Genomic DNA, 15,969 nt, shown 5'->3' with positions numbered 1-15,969 from the left:
GCTTCAACGCCTCAGAACTGGAAATAGATGAAGGGCGCCACGCCCTCGGGCCGCACCGCCTCGACCAGCAGGATGGCGATCCCGATCAGCAGGCCCAGGGTGATCGACGGCGCCGTCTTCAGCCGCTCGGCCACGCCCTCGATGGCGCGCGGCGGCAGCCAGTGCATGGCCAGTCCGCCCACGATCAGCGTCAGCAGCAGCGGCGTCAGCATCGTCACCGGCCCGACCCGGCCCAGCCCCGCCAGCATGGCCATGGCCAGCTCGAAGGTCTCGGCCCGGAACAGGATCCAGCCCAGGCAGACGATGTGGAAGGTGATCAGCACGCCCAGCACCGTCGGCATCACCTTGCGGTCGCCGAGCACCGCCCGGCCCAGCCGCTCGACCATCTGCACCCCGCCATGCAGCGCCCCCCACGCCAGGAAGGTCCACGCCGCCCCGTGCCACAGCCCGCCCAGCACCATGGTGATGAAGACGTTGATGCAGGACGAGGCCAGTCCCTTCCGGCCGCCCCCCAGCGGCACATACAGATAGTCGCGCAGCCAGCTGGACAGGCTGATGTGCCACCGCCGCCAGAAGCTCTGCATCGAGTTGGCCCGGTACGGCTGGTCGAAATTGCGCGGGAAGGAATAGCCCAGCAGGGCCGCGATCCCGATCGCCATGTCCGAATAGGCCGAGAAGTCGCAGTAGATCTGCACCGCATAGCCGTAGACCGCCGCCGCGATGTCGATGGCCGAATGCGCCGACGGGTCGAAGAACACCGGATCGACCAGGTTCACCGACAGCTCGGACGCGATCACCGTCTTCTTGAACAGGCCCCAGCAGATCAGCAGCAGGCCGTGGGTCGCCATCTCCCGCGTCAGCCGCGGCGCCCGTTCGAACTGGGGCAGCAGGTCCGACGCCCGCACGATGGGCCCCGCCACCAGATGCGGGAAGAAGCTCATCAGCAGCATGACGTCGAGCAGCGATTTCGCCGGCGGCGTCTTCCCGCGATGCACGTCCACGACGTAGCTGATGCCCTGGAAGGTGAAGAAGGAAATCCCCACCGGCAGCACGATCTGCAGCAGCGGCAGGTCCCGCTCCCAGCCGAACCGGGCCAAGAGGTCGCCGGCCTGTTCGACGAAGAAGCCGTAGTATTTGAAGAAGCCCAGGATGATCAGATTGACCGCGACGCCTAGGCCCACCAGCCAGGCCCGCCGCGCCTCCGGCCCGTCCCGCTCCATCCGGCGCGCGATCAGCGCCGCCACGCCCCAGTTCAGCACGGCCGACAGGATCAGCAGGCCGACGAAGCGCCAGTCCCACTGGGCGTAGAAGAACCAGCTGGCCAGCAGCAGGAACAGCTTGCGCCGCCCGTTCTCGCGATCCAGCGACCAGGTGGTGAAATAGACGAACAGGAAGAAGACGCCGAAGGCCAGCGTGGGGAACAGCACTACCGCGCGCTCCCCTGTTCCGCCTTCCAGCGGTCATAGGCGCCCATCAGGTCGCCGGACAGGACGCCGCCGATCCAGTCGGCCCCCGCGCTCGTGAAATGGACCCGGTCGCCGCGCATCAAGGGCTCGGCCCTCAGCGCCAGACGATCGGCCGAACAGTCTCCCCCCATTCGTCCGTGCCAGTCCCAGAACGCGACGCCCAGATCGGCGGCGACCCGGCGTTGCACGTCCCGGACCACCGCCAGCTGGGGCGGCGGCGCCCGCGTCCCGTCGGCGCTGCACCCGTTCGTCGCCCCGCTCCGCTGCGCATCCGGCGCCCCCAGCAGCATCAGCGACGCCCCCGGCGCCAGCCGCCGCATCCGCGCGATCTGGCCGCGCAGCAGGGCCTCGTAGGCCGTGCCATCCAGGGCGTCGTCGAAACCCTCGTTGGTTCCATAGGCCAGGACGATCAGCTTCGGCGCCCATGCGGCCAGTTCCGCGGCGACCATCGCCTCGTCCCGCGATGCGAAGTCGGCCAGCGTCGATCCGATGACGCCCAGGTTGGAGACCACCACCCCCGGCCGCACCCGCGCCGTCCACGCCTCGCTGACCTTCAGGTCCGAGCCGTCCCGCGCCGTCAGCACGCTGCTCAGCGTCACCCCGGCCCCGATCCCCCGCAGCCGGACCGTGCTCACGGCGCGCTCGAACTGCGGCAGGGACACGCAGGCCGCGCCCCCGTCCCCGGCCGTATTGAGGTCCACCGTCCGGGCCTCGGCGTCCAGTTCGACCATCAGACCCGCGCCCGGCCCTCGCGGCCAGCCGCAGACCTCCAGCCAGGCGGGCTCGGCCGCCGGATCAAAGCGCAGCTCCAGAACATCGCCCGCCGCCACCCGGCCCCGCATGCCCGACGCGCCGAACGGACCGAAGGCGGTCGCGCCCGAAGCGGCCAGCGGCGCGACCTCGGTGGTCCAGCCCTCGGCCGCCACCTGAACCTGATAGGGCCCATAGCCGGCATAGGGCAGGCCGGGCGGCAGAACACCCCGCCCCCCGGCGCCGAACCGCGCCTGCAGGTCCGCACGCAGCTTGCCGGTGATGCGGTCGCCCGCGGTGTGGCTGTCGCCGATCTGGAGGATATGGACCGGCGCGCCGTCGTCGCCGATCTCGGGCGCCCTCAGTGCCTCGAACACCGGGACCAGCGCCTCGGCCTGGCACAGCCCGCCCGGACAGACGCCCGCGCCGGGCTCCAGCGACGGCGTCGCCACATAGGCGGTCTGGGCCGCGGCGGGCGCGGCGGTCAGAAGGATTGCGATCAGCGCGCCGAGCGCCGCTCTCACGGTCAGGCCGCGGGCGAGGGCGCGGTCAGACCCGCGTCGCGCTTCAGCCGCTCGGCCACCGGCGCGCTCATCCGCAGGTATCCGGCCATCGACATGTGGATGCCGTCGTTGGCCCGCATCAGGGTGCGCTTGCCCGCGGCGTTCGGCAGATAGGCCTCATAGCCGCCGTTTGTGTTCGAGGTCAGGGCCGTCGTCTCGATATAGGGCACGCCCAGCGCCCGCATCCGCTCGGACACGACGCCGTTGATCAGGGCCATCCGTCCGTCGAAGCTCTCGCGCTTCATGCGCGGCAGGCCGACCCAGTAGACCGCCACATCGCGGCTGCGCAGCAGGGCCACCAGGTCGTCGACCCGCTTGGCGTACGCCGCCTTCCATCCGTCCGTGCCGAAGGCGTGGATCTGGCCGTCCAGTTCGATGCCCTGGGCGTCGTTGGTGCCGAACAGGATCACGGCCGCGTCGATCGGCTGGGCGTCCAGCTGGCCGCGCGTCTTGGCCTGGATGTCCACGAAGTCGTAGCGGCTCAGCCCGGTCGAGACCTGCGAGAATTTGGTCACCGAGACATTCGGCGTGTGCTGCAGGTCCCGGTACAGGCCCGCGTACAGGCCGTCGGCCATGGAGTCGCCGAACACCCCGATCCGCAGCGCCCCCTGGGCCAGGCGGGCGCTCAGCGGCGTCAACGCCACGGCGGCGGGCGCGGGTGCGGGCGGCGCGACGACGGAGGCGGTCTCGGCCTCGGCCGACGGCGGCGCCGAGGCCGACGCCTGTCCGCCCAGCAGCAGGGTCGGACGGCGCATCCATTCGCGGCCGTCAGGCGTCAGCGCCAGGCCGGCGACCACGCCGACCACGAACACCGCCGTCAGTGCATTGATGCCGACCTTCAACGCGTCGTCCCCCGGAACTCCGTTTCGCCAGCCTTTTACCCTATCGGCGGCGGCCCGCCACCACGCGCCCGCGTGGCGCGAAGAAAAAGGTTAACCGGCGCCCCGAACTCAGCCCCAGCGCCCCTCCGCCCACCGCGCCACGAAATAGCCGACCGTGGCGCAGGTCGCCGTCAGCACCGTCCCCCAGGCCAGGTCGATCAGGGTCAGCTTCATCGACCAGTTGGCCAGCGTCGCCTGATTGGTCAGGTCGTAGGTGGCGTAGCAGACGAAGCCCAGCACGGCGCCGTTGATCAGGGCCCGCGTCCAGTTCCCCTCCTTCAGCGCCGGGGCGATGGCCAGGAACACCGTCGCGCCGATGGAGATCAGATAGAAGGCCACCGCCGCCTTCATGTCCGGCTTGTCGGCCAGGATCGGCCCCAGAACGGGCTTGTAAAGCCGGTCCGTCATCGTCGTCAGCCAGACCGCGTCGATCGCCGCGAACGTCAGCCCCGCGCCCAGATAGGCGAACACATATTTCAGCATCGCATCTCTCCAATCAGGCCGGCTTCAGGCGGTAATGGCTGACCGCCCAGGTCTCGCCGCCGTCGTTTCCGAACAGGCCCGCCGTGGCCATGTAGAACCGCCGCCAACGCCGCTTCCACAGCGCGGCGTCCGCGCCATAGGTCTCGCGCATCAGCGCCATCACCCGCTCGGGCTGAGCGTCCATGTTCTTCAGCCAGTCGTCGGCGGTGCGCTGGTAGTTCGCCCCGTTCCAGGTCCACTCCTGCTCGACCTCGAACAGGTCCGGGAACTGCCGCATCAGGCCCCGGCTGGGCATAACCCCGCCGGTGAAGAAATGCTGGGCGATGAAGTCGCCGCTGTCGGTGTGGTCGAACCGGTAAGGCGCGTCGCGATGGGTGAAGATGTGCACGAACATCCGCCCGTCCGGCTTCAGCCACCCCCTCGCCCGCGTCAGCAGCGCCCGCCAGTTGGCCATGTGCTCGAACATCTCCACCGACACGATCCGGTCGACCAGGCCGTCGGTCTGGAAGTCGTTCATGTCGCAGGTGATGACCGTCAGATTGGTCAGCCCGCGCGCCTTAGCCTGCGCCTCGATGTGGCCGCGCTGGCCGTGACTGTTCGACACCGCCGTGATCCGGCTGTTCGGATAGCGCTCGGCCATCCACAGGCTCAGCGAGCCCCAGCCGCAGCCCAGCTCCAGCACCGCCTGCCCGTCCTCCAGCCCGGCGTGCGCGCAGGTTTGCGACAGCGCCAGTTCCTCGGCCTGATCCAGCGTGGTCGTTGCGTCCGGATACAGGCAGCACGAGTATTTCAGCCGCTTGCCCAGACATATCTGAAAGAACTCCGGCGGCAGCTCATAGTGCTGATCGTTGGCCGCGTCCGCGTGCTCGGCGATGGCGCGGGCGGCCATGTCGCGCGCGAACGCCGCCTCGTCATGCGGTCCCTCCCGATCCAGTCGCCGGCGCGCCTCGCTGACCAGGCTGTCGATGGCCGGCCGCGTCACGAAGTCCGGAAACGGCGCGTCCTGCAGGTGACGAATGGCGGCGTTGGCGATGTTCATGCACGGGATACGCCGGTCGGCGAAGTTTGGATGCGGGTGCGGAGGGTACGTCCATCCTTGACGCATGGCCGTGTCATCCTGCGGGCCATGATCCACGATCTCCTCCCCGACGACGGCCCCCGGGACCTGCGCACGATCCATCGCGTCGCCGCGGCCCGGGTCTCCACCGCCGTCCGCGGCGGCCGTGTTCGGGACGCCGTCCGTTGGGGCCGGGCCGTGAAGCGCGCCTTGCGGGCGCTCAGATTCGCCGCGCGCATCAGGGCCGGGACGGTCCGGAACTGGGTCTTGGACGACAGCGTGCGCCCGGACTGTCCGCACTCTTCGCACTCGACTTTTTCTGAACCGGCGGAAAAAGTTCTCGCACCGGCCGCGCCGACCTCCGCGCGCGATTCCGACCGCCGCCGGACCCTCCGCGAGGGCCGAAGGCGACGATGAAGCGGCGTCTGGCCCGGCATTCTCATGGCTATCGTCATCCCGGGGCGCGCAGCGAGCTCCGGGTCCCACGGGCTCGCGTCTCGCGCCGCGCGGTTCGGCGCCCTTGCTCCGCTCCTCCCCCCGCGTTAGGGACGATCAAAGGCTGTCGATATTCATCAGACAGTGAAAACATGAGGAAGCGATGCGGAAGATCTTCCCCGACGCCAACGCCGCGCTTGAGGGCCTGACGTTCGACGGCATGACCGTCATGTCCGGCGGCTTCGGCCTGTGCGGTATTCCCGAGAAGCTGATCGCCGGCCTGCGCGACAGCGGCGTGAAGGGGATCACCGTCATCTCCAACAACGCCGGCGTCGACGGCTTCGGCCTGGGCCAGCTGCTCGAGACCAAGCAGATCGCCAAGATGATCTCGTCCTACGTCGGCGAGAACAAGGAGTTCGAGCGCCAGTACCTCGCCGGCGAGCTCCAGCTGGAGTTCAACCCGCAGGGCACCCTGGCCGAGCGCATCCGCGCGGGCGGCGCGGGCATCCCGGCCTTCTTCACCGCCACCGGCGTCGGCACCCTGGTCGCCGAAGGCAAGGAGGTCCGCAATTTCGACGGCCGTGACTACGTCATGGAAACCGGCCTCGTCGCCGACCTGGCCATCGTCAAGGCGTGGAAGGCGGACGAGCGCGGCAACCTCGTCTTCCGCAAGACGGCCCGCAACTTCAACCCGATGATGGCCACGGCGGGCAAGGTCACGGTCGTCGAGGTCGAGGAAATCGTCCCCGTCGGCTCGATCGACCCGGACCACATCCACACCCCGGGCATCTACGTCGACCGCATCGTCCAGACCGTGTCCGAGAAGCGCATCGAACAGCGCACCATTCGTCAGCGGGAGACTGCATAATCATGGCCCGCACCCGCGAACAACTCGCCGAACGCGCCGCGCTTGAGCTCCAGGACGGCTTCTACGTCAACCTGGGCATCGGCATCCCGACCCTGGTCGCCAACTACATTCCGGACGGCATGGAAGTGACCCTGCAGTCCGAGAACGGCATGCTCGGCATGGGTCCCTTCCCCTATGATGACGAGGTCGACGCCGACCTCATCAACGCCGGCAAGCAGACCATCACCGAGATCCCCGAGAGCAGCTATTTCAGCTCCTCGGACAGCTTCGCCATGATCCGCGGCGGCCACATCAACCTGTCCATCCTCGGCGCCATGGAAGTGGCCGAGAACGGCGACATCGCCAACTGGATGATCCCGGGCAAGCTGGTGAAGGGCATGGGCGGCGCCATGGACCTGGTCGCGGGCGTCAAGCGGGTGGTCGTGGTCATGGATCACGCCAACAAGCACGGCCAGTCCAAGGTCCTGAAGGCCTGCACCCTGCCGCTCACGGGCACGGGCGTGGTCAGCCGCATCATCACCGACCTGTGCGTCTTCGACGTCAAGCCGGAGGGCAAGGGCCTCGAACTGATCGAACTGGCCGACGGCGTCACCCTCGAGGAAGTCGCGTCGAAGACCGAGGCCGGCTACACCGTTGCCGCGGGCCTGAAGTCGTAGTTAACCTTTCACCCAGGCGGACACAGAACCGCTTGGGGTGGGAGTAAGCTTATGGCGGACGGGGCCTATCGCTGGCTGGGCAATGCGCCCGCGCCGGACGCCGCGCGGGTGGATGCGATCCACGACGCCTTCGACGACGCACAGGCCCACGCCTTCGCCGAGCCGGTCCGCGCCGGAGCCGTCGAGAAGATCGAGCGCGCCCTGGCCGCCGCCCGCACCGGCGACCTGACCGAGGCCCACGCCCGGCTGACCCACGCCCGCTCGGTGCTGGCGGACCTGCGGCCCGAGGCGCTGGAGCCGCGCCGCGGACTGGCCGGCCTGTTCGATAGCCGGGGCGGCCGCCTGAAGCGCTTCCGCGCCGCCTACGCCCGCACCGCCGCCTCCGTCGACGACGTGGCCCGCGACCTGACCGGCTGGATCGAGGGCGTCGGCCGTCGCTCCAGCGCCCTGGACGGCGTCTGGGCCGACGTGCGGGACGCGGTCGTGGACCTGGACGTCCACCTCGCCGCCGCCGCCCGCCGCCTGACCGGCCAGGCGCCGGTGGAGGGCGACGCCGCCCATCCGCTGGCCGAACGCAAGGCCGCGCTGGACGCCTGCCGGGGCGCCGCCGTCGCCGCCCTGCCCCTGCTCCGCAACGCCCAGAACGCCGACGCCCGCTTCGCCGACCTTCTGAAGCCCTGCGCCGAGGGCGCCGCCGCCTGGCGCGATGACTGGAAGGAGGCCCTGGGCCTGTCCGGCCGCCGCCCGAAGAAGGTCCGCCCCGACCGCGACAGCCTGCTGCGGCCCCGCGACGACCTGCTGGCCCGCATCGACCGCGCCCTCTCCGGCATCACCGCCGCCCGCGCCCGTCGCGCCGAGGTGGAAGTCCGGTTGGCGGGACTAAGGCAGGGGCTCTAGTCCGCCACGCGTCCGATCCGGACCAGGGTCCCGCTCGGGTCGCTGACCGCGAACTCATAGGTCCCCCACGGCTTCAGCCGGGGCTGGTCGTCGTTCAGGATCAGCTCGCGCACCCGCTCGGCCACCGCGTCCACGTCCTCGACGTACAGATACAGCCCCAGGGCGTTGTCCTCGACCCGCGCCGGCCACCCCGGCGTCTCGTTCAGGTGCAGGCGCCAGCCCCTGCCGTCCGACAGCAGCCGGTAGTCGCCGTAGTCGCTGACGACCTCCAGCCCGAGCCGCCGGTAGAAGGCCGTGCTGGCCTCCAGGTCGCGGCACGGCACGATGGCCGCCACATGGTGCTCGTCGGTCATGCGTTCGGCTCCGAAGGACCGCGCAGCAGGCAGGCGGCGGTCAGCGCCGACCATGCCGCAAACACCCCCGCCGCGACAGTCGCCGGAAGCAGGCCGAAGGCCCCGCCGCCATGGACCAGCCAGCCGGCCGCCAGCCCCGCCGCCGCCAGTCCGACGCCTCCGGCGACCTTCGCGATCAGGTCCAGCCGCAGCATCCTGACGGCCCACAGCGCCATCGCCGCCGCGACCATCAGCATGCCGAACACCGCCAACGTCTGGTTCAGCGCGGCCAGCACCGGAAACTGGATGCCCGACGCCGCCTGCCCCGCCAGCCGCTCCGCCGCGAAGCCGTTGACCAGGGCCGCGGCGATCAGGGCCGAGATCCCGCCCGTGAACGCCATCCGCCCCGCCCGCGTCGACAGATGCGTCTCGCCCAACCAGCGCGGCACGGTCGATCCGCCCAGGCCGATCAGCATCAGGCAGACGATCATCCCCCCATGCACCCCGGCGTTGCTCCAGTCCCCCAGCAGCAGGCCGTCATCGGGACCTCGCAGCGATGTCGGGTGGTGCAGCATCAGCATCACCGACGCCCCCGTCCCCGCCAGCATCAGCGTCCCCGCCTGCCGCGCCTCGCGTTTCATATCCATTCCGCCCTCCCGTTCGACGCCTCAGGTCTGGGCAAGGCGATCCGGGAAGGCGAGAGACGAACCCGCCCCGATGTCCGCTTCCGGACGATCAGGCCGGATTGTCCGCCATCGCCGCCGTGACCCGGGGTCCGTCCGTGGCTATCGTCCGGTCATGGATCAGCCGTCGCCCCGCGATCTCGACCGCCGCATCCAGCGGACCCGCAAGGCGATCTCCGACGCCTTCGTCGGCCTGCTGTTCAGCCGCCGCTACGGCGCGATCCGCACCGCCGACGTCATCGAGGCGGCCGGCGTCGGCCGCTCGACCTTCTATGAGCATTTCCGCAACAAGGACGAGGTCCTCGTCGCGGTCATCGAACCCCTGTTCAATCCGCTAGCCGACGCAGCGACAGGCCGTGGCAACCTGGGCTCCGTCCGCTTTATGCTGGACCATGTCTGGGAACAGCGCGCGGCGGGCCGGATGCTGTTCGAGCCGCCGCTGGCGATCAAGCTGCAGCGCAAGCTGGCCGCCATGATCGAGGCCCGCCTGCCGGGCGACGACGCGGATGCGCCGCCCCGGGCGCTGGTCGCCATGGGGGCGGCCGCCGGCGCGCTGGCCATGCTGCGGATGTGGCTGGCGGGTGAGGTCGCCTGCTCGTCGGAGATGCTCGCCCGCCGGCTTCTCGGGCGTTAGGCCGCCGCCCGCGCGTTCTGGTCCGTCCACTCGACGACCTGGGTGTTGAAGTCCCGCGCCGCCGTATCGAACGCGGCGACGATGGCGCCGATGCGGTTCTCTCCGGCCGGCTGCTCGATGGTGAAGACACGCTCCGCCGCCACGGTCCGCTCCTGGGTGTTCAGCAGGCGCACCCGCGCGATGATGGTCACCACAGGCGCGGCGCCGGGCGTGTGATAGCGGGCCTCGAAGGTGCGCACGTCGATGTCCAGCGCCTGCGAGGCGCGGGTCAGTTCACGCGGCCCGACCAGCCGCACCCGCGTGGCCTGCGCCGCGAAGGCGCTCTCCAGCGAGTCGCTGAACAGGATGTCGGCTGAGCTGACCCAGCGCGCGCCCTTGATGTAGGCCGCCTCGGTGCCGGTGACGCCGAGGATGCGGTCCTCGCGCACCGCCTGGGCGAACTCGGGCCGGCGCATGGCCACCTGCACGGCCGAGGCCGGGCTTTCCTGCTCGTTCACGCCCGAGGGCAGATTGCCGAAGCGGTACAGCTGGGCCGGTTCCGGCGTCGACAGCAGGGAGCAGCCGCCCAGCGTGGCGACGGCGGCCAGGGCGGCGGCGCCTTTCAGGAGACGGATCACGGCTGAACCTCCAGTTCACGGGATTGCGGACGCGAGATGAACTCGCGCGGGCTGGCCCGCACGTCGTCGATCAGGGCCTGAAGCGAGCGGGTCGCCTCGTCGAGCTGCTGGATCGACTGCTGCAGTTGCGGCAGGCCGGTGGTGGCGAAGTCGCCCAGCGGCCGTTCCAGGCTGGTCGCGGAACGGTTGATCGAAGCCACGGCCTCGCGGGCCTCCTCGGCGGCGGCGTTGACGTTGGCCACGGCCTTCGCCCCATCGCCCTCGACGACCCGGCGGGTGCTGATGGCCAGCTGTTCGTACTCGCCGACGGCGGCGTTGGCGCGGGTCAGCGCCTGCTCCAGCTGCTCCAGCATGCCCTTGCGGGCTTCCAGTTCGGTGGTCAGGGACTCGATGTTCTTCAGGCTGGTCGAGAAGCTGCGCACATTGTCGTCGGACAGCACGCGGTTGATCCGGTTCAGTGCGTCCACCGTCTGGGCCAGCACCGTGCCCGAGCCGCTCAGCAGCTCGGCGATCGGCGACGGCTGGCTCTGGATCACCGGCACCGAATTGGCCGCGTACTGTTCCTTCAGCTTGGCGCTGTTGGGGTCGCCCGCCGTGATCTGGATATAGTTCAGCCCGGTGATGCCCTGTGGCTCCAGCTGGGCGCGGCTGGTCACGCGCACCGGGGTGGTGGCGTCCACCCGGATGCGGGCGATGACCTGGTCGCCCTTGTTCGGGTCCAGCTTCAGGTCGGTGACCTCGCCGACGCGGATGCCGTTGAAATGCACCTCGCCGCCCTCCGACAGCCCACGCACGGGGCCGTAGAAGACGATGTCATAGAGATCATAGTCGCTGTTGAACTGCAGGCGGGCCAGCCAGATCGTGAACACGGCCAGCGCCGCCAGAAGGGCGATGGTGGCGATGCCGACGGCGGCGTAGTGAGCGTCTCTTTCCATATTCCCGCTCTCCTCAAGCGGCCCTGTCGGCAGCGCGACCGCGCGGCCCCAGGAAGTATTCCCTGATCCAGGGATGGTCGGATTTCTCCAACTCCTGGACCGTGGCCTTGGCGACCACATGTTTGTCGGCGAGCACCGCAACCTTGTCGGTGATGGCGTAGAGGCTGTCGAGGTCGTGGGTGATCATGAACACCGTCAGCCCCAGATCGTTCGACAGCTGTCGGATCAGGTCGTCGAAGGCGGCGGCGCCGATGGGGTCCAGCCCGGCCGTCGGCTCGTCTAGGAACAGCAGCTCCGGGTCCAGCGCCAGCGCGCGGGCCAGGCCGACCCGCTTGCGCATGCCGCCTGACAGCTCGGCAGGCTTCAGATGGTGCGATTCCGGCCCCAGCCCGACCATGGCGATCTTCATCTCGGCCAGTTCGCGGATCACCTCGCGCGACAGGTGGGTGTGCTCGACCAGGGGCGAGGCCACGTTGTCCAGCACGCTGAGCGACGAGAACAGGGCCCCCTGCTGAAACAGGATGCCGGTGCGCCGCTCAACGTCGGCCTCCTGCGCCTTGGTCAGCGTCGCGCGGTCGTGGCCCAGGATGCTGACCGTGCCGCCCTCGGGCTCCTTCAGGCCGATGATGGTGTTCAGCAGCACCGTCTTGCCGGTGCCCGAGCCGCCGACCACGCCCAGGACCTCGCCCCGCTCCACGTCGAGGTCGAGGTTCTCGTGGATCGTGCGGTCGCCGAACTGGCTCAGCAGTCCGCGCACCTCGATGAGCTTTTCCGGCGCGCCGGTCTGGGAAGCCGTCACAGGTTCAGCTCCAGGAAGATCAGGGCGAAGACGGCGTCCAGCGAGATGATGGCGAAGATCGCCTGCACCACCGCCGCGGTGACCCGGCGGCCGAGGCTTTCGACATCGCCCGCCACGGCCATGCCCTGCCGGCAGCCGATGGCCGCGATGACGATGGCGAAGACCGGCGCCTTGACCATGCCGACCATCAGATGGGTGCCCATCATCGGATCCTCGCTGATGCGCTGGACGAAGAAGGCCGGGCCGTAGCTGAGCTGGCTCCACGTCACCAGCAGGCCGCCCAGGAGGCCCGCGAGCATGCCGACGAAGGTCAGGATGGGCAGCATCACGATCATCGAGGCCAGACGCGGAATGACCAGCGCCTGGAAGGGGTTCACCCCCATCACCTGCATGGCGTCGACCTCCTGGTTCATCCGCATCGAGCCAATCTCGGCCGCGAAGGAGGAGGCGGAGCGGCCCGCCAGCAGGATGGCCGTGATCAGCACCGCCAGTTCGCGCAGGGTCGCCACCGCGACCAGCTGGACCGTGAACACCCCGGCCCCGAACTGGGTCAGCAGGTTGGCACCGAGGAAGGCGATGACGGCGCCGATGAAGAAGTTGGTGACCGCCACGATCGGGATGGCGTCCAGCCCGGCGCGCTCGCCCTGGCTGAACCAGGCGGGCCAGCGGATCTTGTCCCAGTGCTTGGCCGTCGAACCCGTGGCCGTGACCAGCCGTCCGAGGAAGGCCATCGAAAGGGTCGCCTCGGCCAGGATGTCGTGCATCCCGCGCCCGATCTTGGCGAAGGTCCGGATCCAGCCCGGCGACCGCTTCGGCGGCCCGGCGCTGTCGCGCTCCAGCTTCTCGACCATGGCGTAGGTGCGCCCGACCTCCGGACGCTCGGCCCAGGCCGATGCGGGCAGTTGGGCATGCCCGGCCTGAATGATCGCCAGCGCCCCGGCGGTGTCGAACCGGCCCAGATCCGTCAGGTCCACCGACGTGATCTCGCGGCCCTTCAGCCCGTCGTCCAGCCGGCGCGAGATGCGGCCCAGCTCGGTCGCCGTCCAGTCGCCGGTCAGACGCAGGGTCAGACCCGGTCCGCCGTCGTCGATCTGGAAATCCGCTGCGGCCATGCCCCTACCTAAATCGCCCTGTGGCGCTTGCCTATGCCTGCTCTACGGCAAAGCTGCGGCGCCCATCATAACGCCACGCGGCCGTATTCGTTCAGCCACGCTTTCAAACGTTTACGCCTCAGAGCAGGCCGCGGACCTTTTTCAGGTCGGCCACGAAGCGCTCCCGCTCCTTCGCCGCCGCCTCACGGTCGGGAATCCGCAGCAGATAGGAAGGGTGGACCGTCAGAAGAGCCGTCGCGTCGTGCAGCGGCATGGGCCGCCCCCGCTCCGTGGTCACGGCCACCTTGCGGCCCAGCACGCCCAGCGCCGCCGTCCCGCCCAGCGTCAGGATCACCCTGGGCCTCACCAGCCGCCGCTCGGCGTCCAGCCACCACCGGCAGGCGCTCACCTCGCTGACCGCCGGCGTCTTGTGGATGCGCCGCTTGCCGCGGGGCTCGTGCTTGAAATGCTTCACGGCGTTGGTGACGAAGACGTCGTCGCGATCAATCCCCGCCTCCTCCAGCGCGGCGTCCAGCACCTGCCCCGCCGGGCCGACGAAGGGCCGCCCGGCCAGGTCCTCCTGATCCCCAGGCTGTTCACCCACGATCATCAGCTTCGCCCGGTTCGGCCCCTGCCCGCAGACCCCCTGCGTCGCATCCCGCCACAGCGGACAACGGCGGCAGGCCTGCACCGCATGACCCAGCTCTTCGAGATCGGACGGGACGAAGCCCTCCTCGAAGGCATGGTCCCGGTTCATCCGCGACAGCGTCTTGGCCAGGCGGACATTGGGTTCGGGAGCGGGCGCGGCGACCATGGCGTCTGTCCGAACCGACGCCGCGGCCACCAGTTCCGGGATCAGCGCCGCCTCCGGCAGATTGGCCCAGTACCGCTTGGGCATCTCCCCCTGCATGGTCCTGGTCTTCAGCCGCGCCGGATTGAAGGTCGAGGCGTAGTAGGTCTTCCAGAACTCCTCGACCTCGTCCTCGGCCGGCGCCATGTCCCGGGTGGCGGGCGGACCATAGGTCATGGCCTGCGTATCCCAGAAGGCCGAGCCGTCGGGCGTCAGTATCGACCAGCGCATGGACGAGAAGCGCCGGGCGAAGAAGGGCGCGGTCTTCTCCACCACCCGATGCGCCGGCTCGAACCAGGCGACCCAGGCCTCTCCCCGGTCGTCCTCGGCCAGCCGGAAGCGGACGAAGGCCTTCATCTTGTGGCTGGCGCGGCTGACGTTCTTGGCCCGCTCGAAGGCGTCGGCGACGTCGCGGTCGCTGACGACCTTCATCAGGTCCGGTTCGCGCTGCAGCCGCCACAGCAGCCGGTACAGCAGATCGAACCGGTCGGCGGACCGATGCAGGATGACGTTCCCGGCCAGATCGACGAAGGCCCGAGGGACCACAAATTCCCGCTCATCCCTGAGAAAGCCGGGATAAGCGGGAGCAAAAAGATCAGCCTGCGCCGCCCCGGCCACCTCGAACCGCGCATCCTCGGGCCGCACGCCCGCCGCGCGGAAGGCCCGCGCCGCCTTGCGCCAGCCGTCAAAGTCCGTTTCGCCCGCCAGGGCCGCGACGCGCATCAGAACAGGCTCATCTGCACGGGCTTCCGATCCGGCGCGATCCGGGCGCGCAGGTCGGCGGCGTCGGTCAGCCCGCCCGGCGTCCAGTCCAGGGTCACGATAAAGGGCCGCACCTTGTCGATGCCTCGACAGAGGCGCGCCACGTCTTCCAGCCGCAGGGTCCGGTAGCGCCGTACCGAGATCATTCGGTCCACCGACTTCACCCCCAGCCCCGGCACGCGCAGCAGGCTCTCGCGGGGAGCGGTGTTCACATCGACCGGGAACTGCTCACGCCGGTTCAGGGCCCAGGCCAGTTTCGGATCGATGGCCAGGTCCAGCATCCCGTCCGTCGTCGCCTCTCCGATTTCAGGCGGCGAGAAGCCGTAGAACCGCATCAGCCAGTCGGCCTGATACAGCCGGTGTTCCCGCATTAACGGCGGCTTCGACAGCGGCAGGCTGGAAGACGCGTCCGGAATCGGGCTGAAGGCGGAATAGTAGACCCGGCGCAGGCCGTAGCCGCCGTAGAGCGACGCCGACCGGTCGATGATCTCCGTGTCCGGCGCGCCGTCGGCCCCAACGATCAGCTGGGTCGACTGGCCCGCCGGCGCGAACTTCGGCGCCTTGACCCGCTCGCGCCGGCTTGGCTTGGCGGCTTCCACGCCCAGCCGCACCTGCCCCATCGCCTTCTTGATGACGCCGACGTCCTTCTGGGGCGCCAGCCGCCGCAGGGCCTCGTCGCGCGGCAGTTCGATATTGGCCGACAGCCGGTCGGCGTACAGCGCCGCCTCGGCGATCAGCCGCTCGTCCGCCTCGGGGATCAGCTTCAGGTGGATGTAGCCGCGGAAGTCATGCTCCTCCCTCAGCGTCTTCGCCACCAGGACCAGTTGCTCCATCGTATAGTCGCCCGACCGGATGATGCCGGACGACAGGAACAGACCCTCGATGTAGTTCCGCCGGTAGAAGCTCAGCGTCAGGTCCACGACCTCCCGCACATCGAAGCGCGCCCGGGGCACGTTCGAGCTCGCCCGGTTGATGCAGTAGGCGCAGTCGTAGATGCAGAAATTGGTCAGCAGGATCTTGAGCAGGGACACGCACCGCCCGTCCGGCGTGTAGGCGTGACAGATGCCCATGCCCTCGGTCGAGCCGATCCCCTTGCCGCCGACGGAGTCGCGCTTCGACGTGCCCGAGGACGCGCAACTGGCGTCATACTTGGCCGCGTCGGCGAGGATGGAGAGCTTCTTACGGAGATCAAGTTGAGCCATTTGTTCAC

At 69.5% G+C, this 15,969-nt stretch carries 17 protein-coding genes; 4 read left to right on the top strand and 13 right to left on the bottom strand.

The window, feature by feature from the left end; translation table 11 throughout:
* Positions 1-11: 11 nt before the first annotated feature.
* From AC3WRV_RS06800 to AC3WRV_RS06780, 5 genes are all read right to left on the bottom strand, one after another.
* A complete protein-coding gene (locus tag AC3WRV_RS06800) occupies positions 12-1,427 on the bottom strand; it encodes an MBOAT family O-acyltransferase (protein ID WP_492312628.1) in 1,416 nt (471 codons plus the stop codon).
* Positions 1,427-2,740 carry a GDSL-type esterase/lipase family protein gene (locus AC3WRV_RS06795; RefSeq protein WP_492312627.1) on the bottom strand — a complete coding sequence of 438 codons (1,314 nt, stop codon included), beginning with the start codon at positions 2,738-2,740 and terminating at the stop codon, positions 1,427-1,429. Before AC3WRV_RS06795 ends, AC3WRV_RS06800 begins: the two co-directional genes overlap by 1 nt.
* A gap of 2 nt (positions 2,741-2,742) precedes the next feature.
* Positions 2,743-3,621: an SGNH/GDSL hydrolase family protein gene (locus AC3WRV_RS06790; RefSeq protein ID WP_492312626.1), complete on the bottom strand. Its 879-nt coding sequence runs from the start codon at positions 3,619-3,621 to the stop codon at positions 2,743-2,745.
* Positions 3,622-3,729: 108 nt separating this feature from the next.
* A complete protein-coding gene (locus tag AC3WRV_RS06785) occupies positions 3,730-4,143 on the bottom strand; it encodes a DUF2177 family protein (RefSeq protein ID WP_492312625.1) in 414 nt (137 codons plus the stop codon).
* 13 nt (positions 4,144-4,156) lie between these two features.
* Positions 4,157-5,182 (bottom strand): SAM-dependent methyltransferase, encoded by a 1,026-nt coding sequence (locus AC3WRV_RS06780; RefSeq protein WP_492312624.1) that lies wholly within the window; start codon positions 5,180-5,182, stop codon positions 4,157-4,159.
* Positions 5,183-5,798: 616 nt separating this feature from the next.
* Between AC3WRV_RS06780 and AC3WRV_RS06775 the strand changes: the two genes are divergently transcribed.
* Genes AC3WRV_RS06775 through AC3WRV_RS06765 form a run of 3 tightly spaced genes read left to right on the top strand, consistent with a single transcriptional unit; the run spans position 5,799 to position 8,056 of the window.
* Positions 5,799-6,503: a CoA transferase subunit A gene (locus tag AC3WRV_RS06775; RefSeq protein ID WP_492312623.1), complete on the top strand. Its 705-nt coding sequence runs from the start codon at positions 5,799-5,801 to the stop codon at positions 6,501-6,503.
* 2 nt (positions 6,504-6,505) lie between these two features.
* Positions 6,506-7,159 carry a 3-oxoacid CoA-transferase subunit B gene (locus AC3WRV_RS06770; RefSeq protein ID WP_492312622.1) on the top strand — a complete coding sequence of 218 codons (654 nt, stop codon included), beginning with the start codon at positions 6,506-6,508 and terminating at the stop codon, positions 7,157-7,159.
* Between the two features lie 51 nt (positions 7,160-7,210).
* Positions 7,211-8,056 carry a hypothetical protein gene (locus tag AC3WRV_RS06765; protein WP_492312621.1) on the top strand — a complete coding sequence of 282 codons (846 nt, stop codon included), beginning with the start codon at positions 7,211-7,213 and terminating at the stop codon, positions 8,054-8,056.
* Here AC3WRV_RS06765 and AC3WRV_RS06760 read toward each other — a convergent pair.
* Together AC3WRV_RS06760 and AC3WRV_RS06755 are read right to left on the bottom strand one after the other, a co-directional pair.
* The gene (locus tag AC3WRV_RS06760; RefSeq protein ID WP_291838432.1) at positions 8,053-8,409 is read right to left on the bottom strand and encodes a VOC family protein; all 357 of its coding nucleotides are present in this window, start codon (positions 8,407-8,409) and stop codon (positions 8,053-8,055) included. The two genes, AC3WRV_RS06765 and AC3WRV_RS06760, sit on opposite strands and share 4 nt — an antisense overlap.
* Entirely contained in the window at positions 8,406-9,035 is a 630-nt protein-coding gene (locus tag AC3WRV_RS06755) for a hypothetical protein (RefSeq protein ID WP_492312620.1), read from the bottom strand. Before AC3WRV_RS06755 ends, AC3WRV_RS06760 begins: the two co-directional genes overlap by 4 nt.
* A gap of 151 nt (positions 9,036-9,186) precedes the next feature.
* Here AC3WRV_RS06755 and AC3WRV_RS06750 point away from each other — a divergent pair, with 151 nt between their 5' ends.
* A complete protein-coding gene (locus AC3WRV_RS06750; protein WP_492312619.1) occupies positions 9,187-9,705 on the top strand; it encodes a TetR/AcrR family transcriptional regulator in 519 nt (172 codons plus the stop codon).
* Here AC3WRV_RS06750 and AC3WRV_RS06745 read toward each other — a convergent pair.
* The 6 genes from AC3WRV_RS06745 to AC3WRV_RS06720 all read right to left on the bottom strand — a co-directional run bounded on the left by AC3WRV_RS06745 (position 9,702) and on the right by AC3WRV_RS06720 (position 15,961).
* Positions 9,702-10,322, bottom strand: a complete 621-nt coding sequence (locus tag AC3WRV_RS06745) for an ABC-type transport auxiliary lipoprotein family protein (protein ID WP_492312618.1) — start codon at positions 10,320-10,322, stop codon at positions 9,702-9,704. The genes AC3WRV_RS06750 and AC3WRV_RS06745 overlap by 4 nt on opposite strands.
* Positions 10,319-11,257 carry an MlaD family protein gene (locus AC3WRV_RS06740; RefSeq protein ID WP_291838421.1) on the bottom strand — a complete coding sequence of 313 codons (939 nt, stop codon included), beginning with the start codon at positions 11,255-11,257 and terminating at the stop codon, positions 10,319-10,321. The genes AC3WRV_RS06745 and AC3WRV_RS06740 overlap by 4 nt, the downstream gene beginning before the upstream one ends.
* Positions 11,258-11,270: 13 nt before the next feature.
* Entirely contained in the window at positions 11,271-12,056 is a 786-nt protein-coding gene (locus AC3WRV_RS06735) for an ABC transporter ATP-binding protein (protein WP_291838419.1), read from the bottom strand.
* Complete coding sequence (locus AC3WRV_RS06730) at positions 12,053-13,168, bottom strand: ABC transporter permease (protein WP_291838416.1); 1,116 nt, start codon at positions 13,166-13,168, stop codon at positions 12,053-12,055. The genes AC3WRV_RS06735 and AC3WRV_RS06730 overlap by 4 nt, the downstream gene beginning before the upstream one ends.
* A 118-nt stretch (positions 13,169-13,286) precedes the next feature.
* Positions 13,287-14,720, bottom strand: a complete 1,434-nt coding sequence (locus AC3WRV_RS06725) for a UdgX family uracil-DNA binding protein (protein WP_492312617.1) — start codon at positions 14,718-14,720, stop codon at positions 13,287-13,289.
* On the bottom strand, positions 14,720-15,961 hold the full coding sequence (locus AC3WRV_RS06720; RefSeq protein ID WP_492312616.1) for a putative DNA modification/repair radical SAM protein: 1,242 nt from the start codon (positions 15,959-15,961) through the stop codon (positions 14,720-14,722). The genes AC3WRV_RS06725 and AC3WRV_RS06720 overlap by 1 nt, the downstream gene beginning before the upstream one ends.
* Positions 15,962-15,969 lie beyond the last annotated feature (8 nt).

The sequence above is a fragment of the Brevundimonas sp. EU05-FHT14B11 genome, assembly GCF_058790835.1.
The sequence above is the reverse complement of the archived record's forward strand: the minus strand, read 5'-3'. Positions and strand labels throughout refer to the sequence as shown.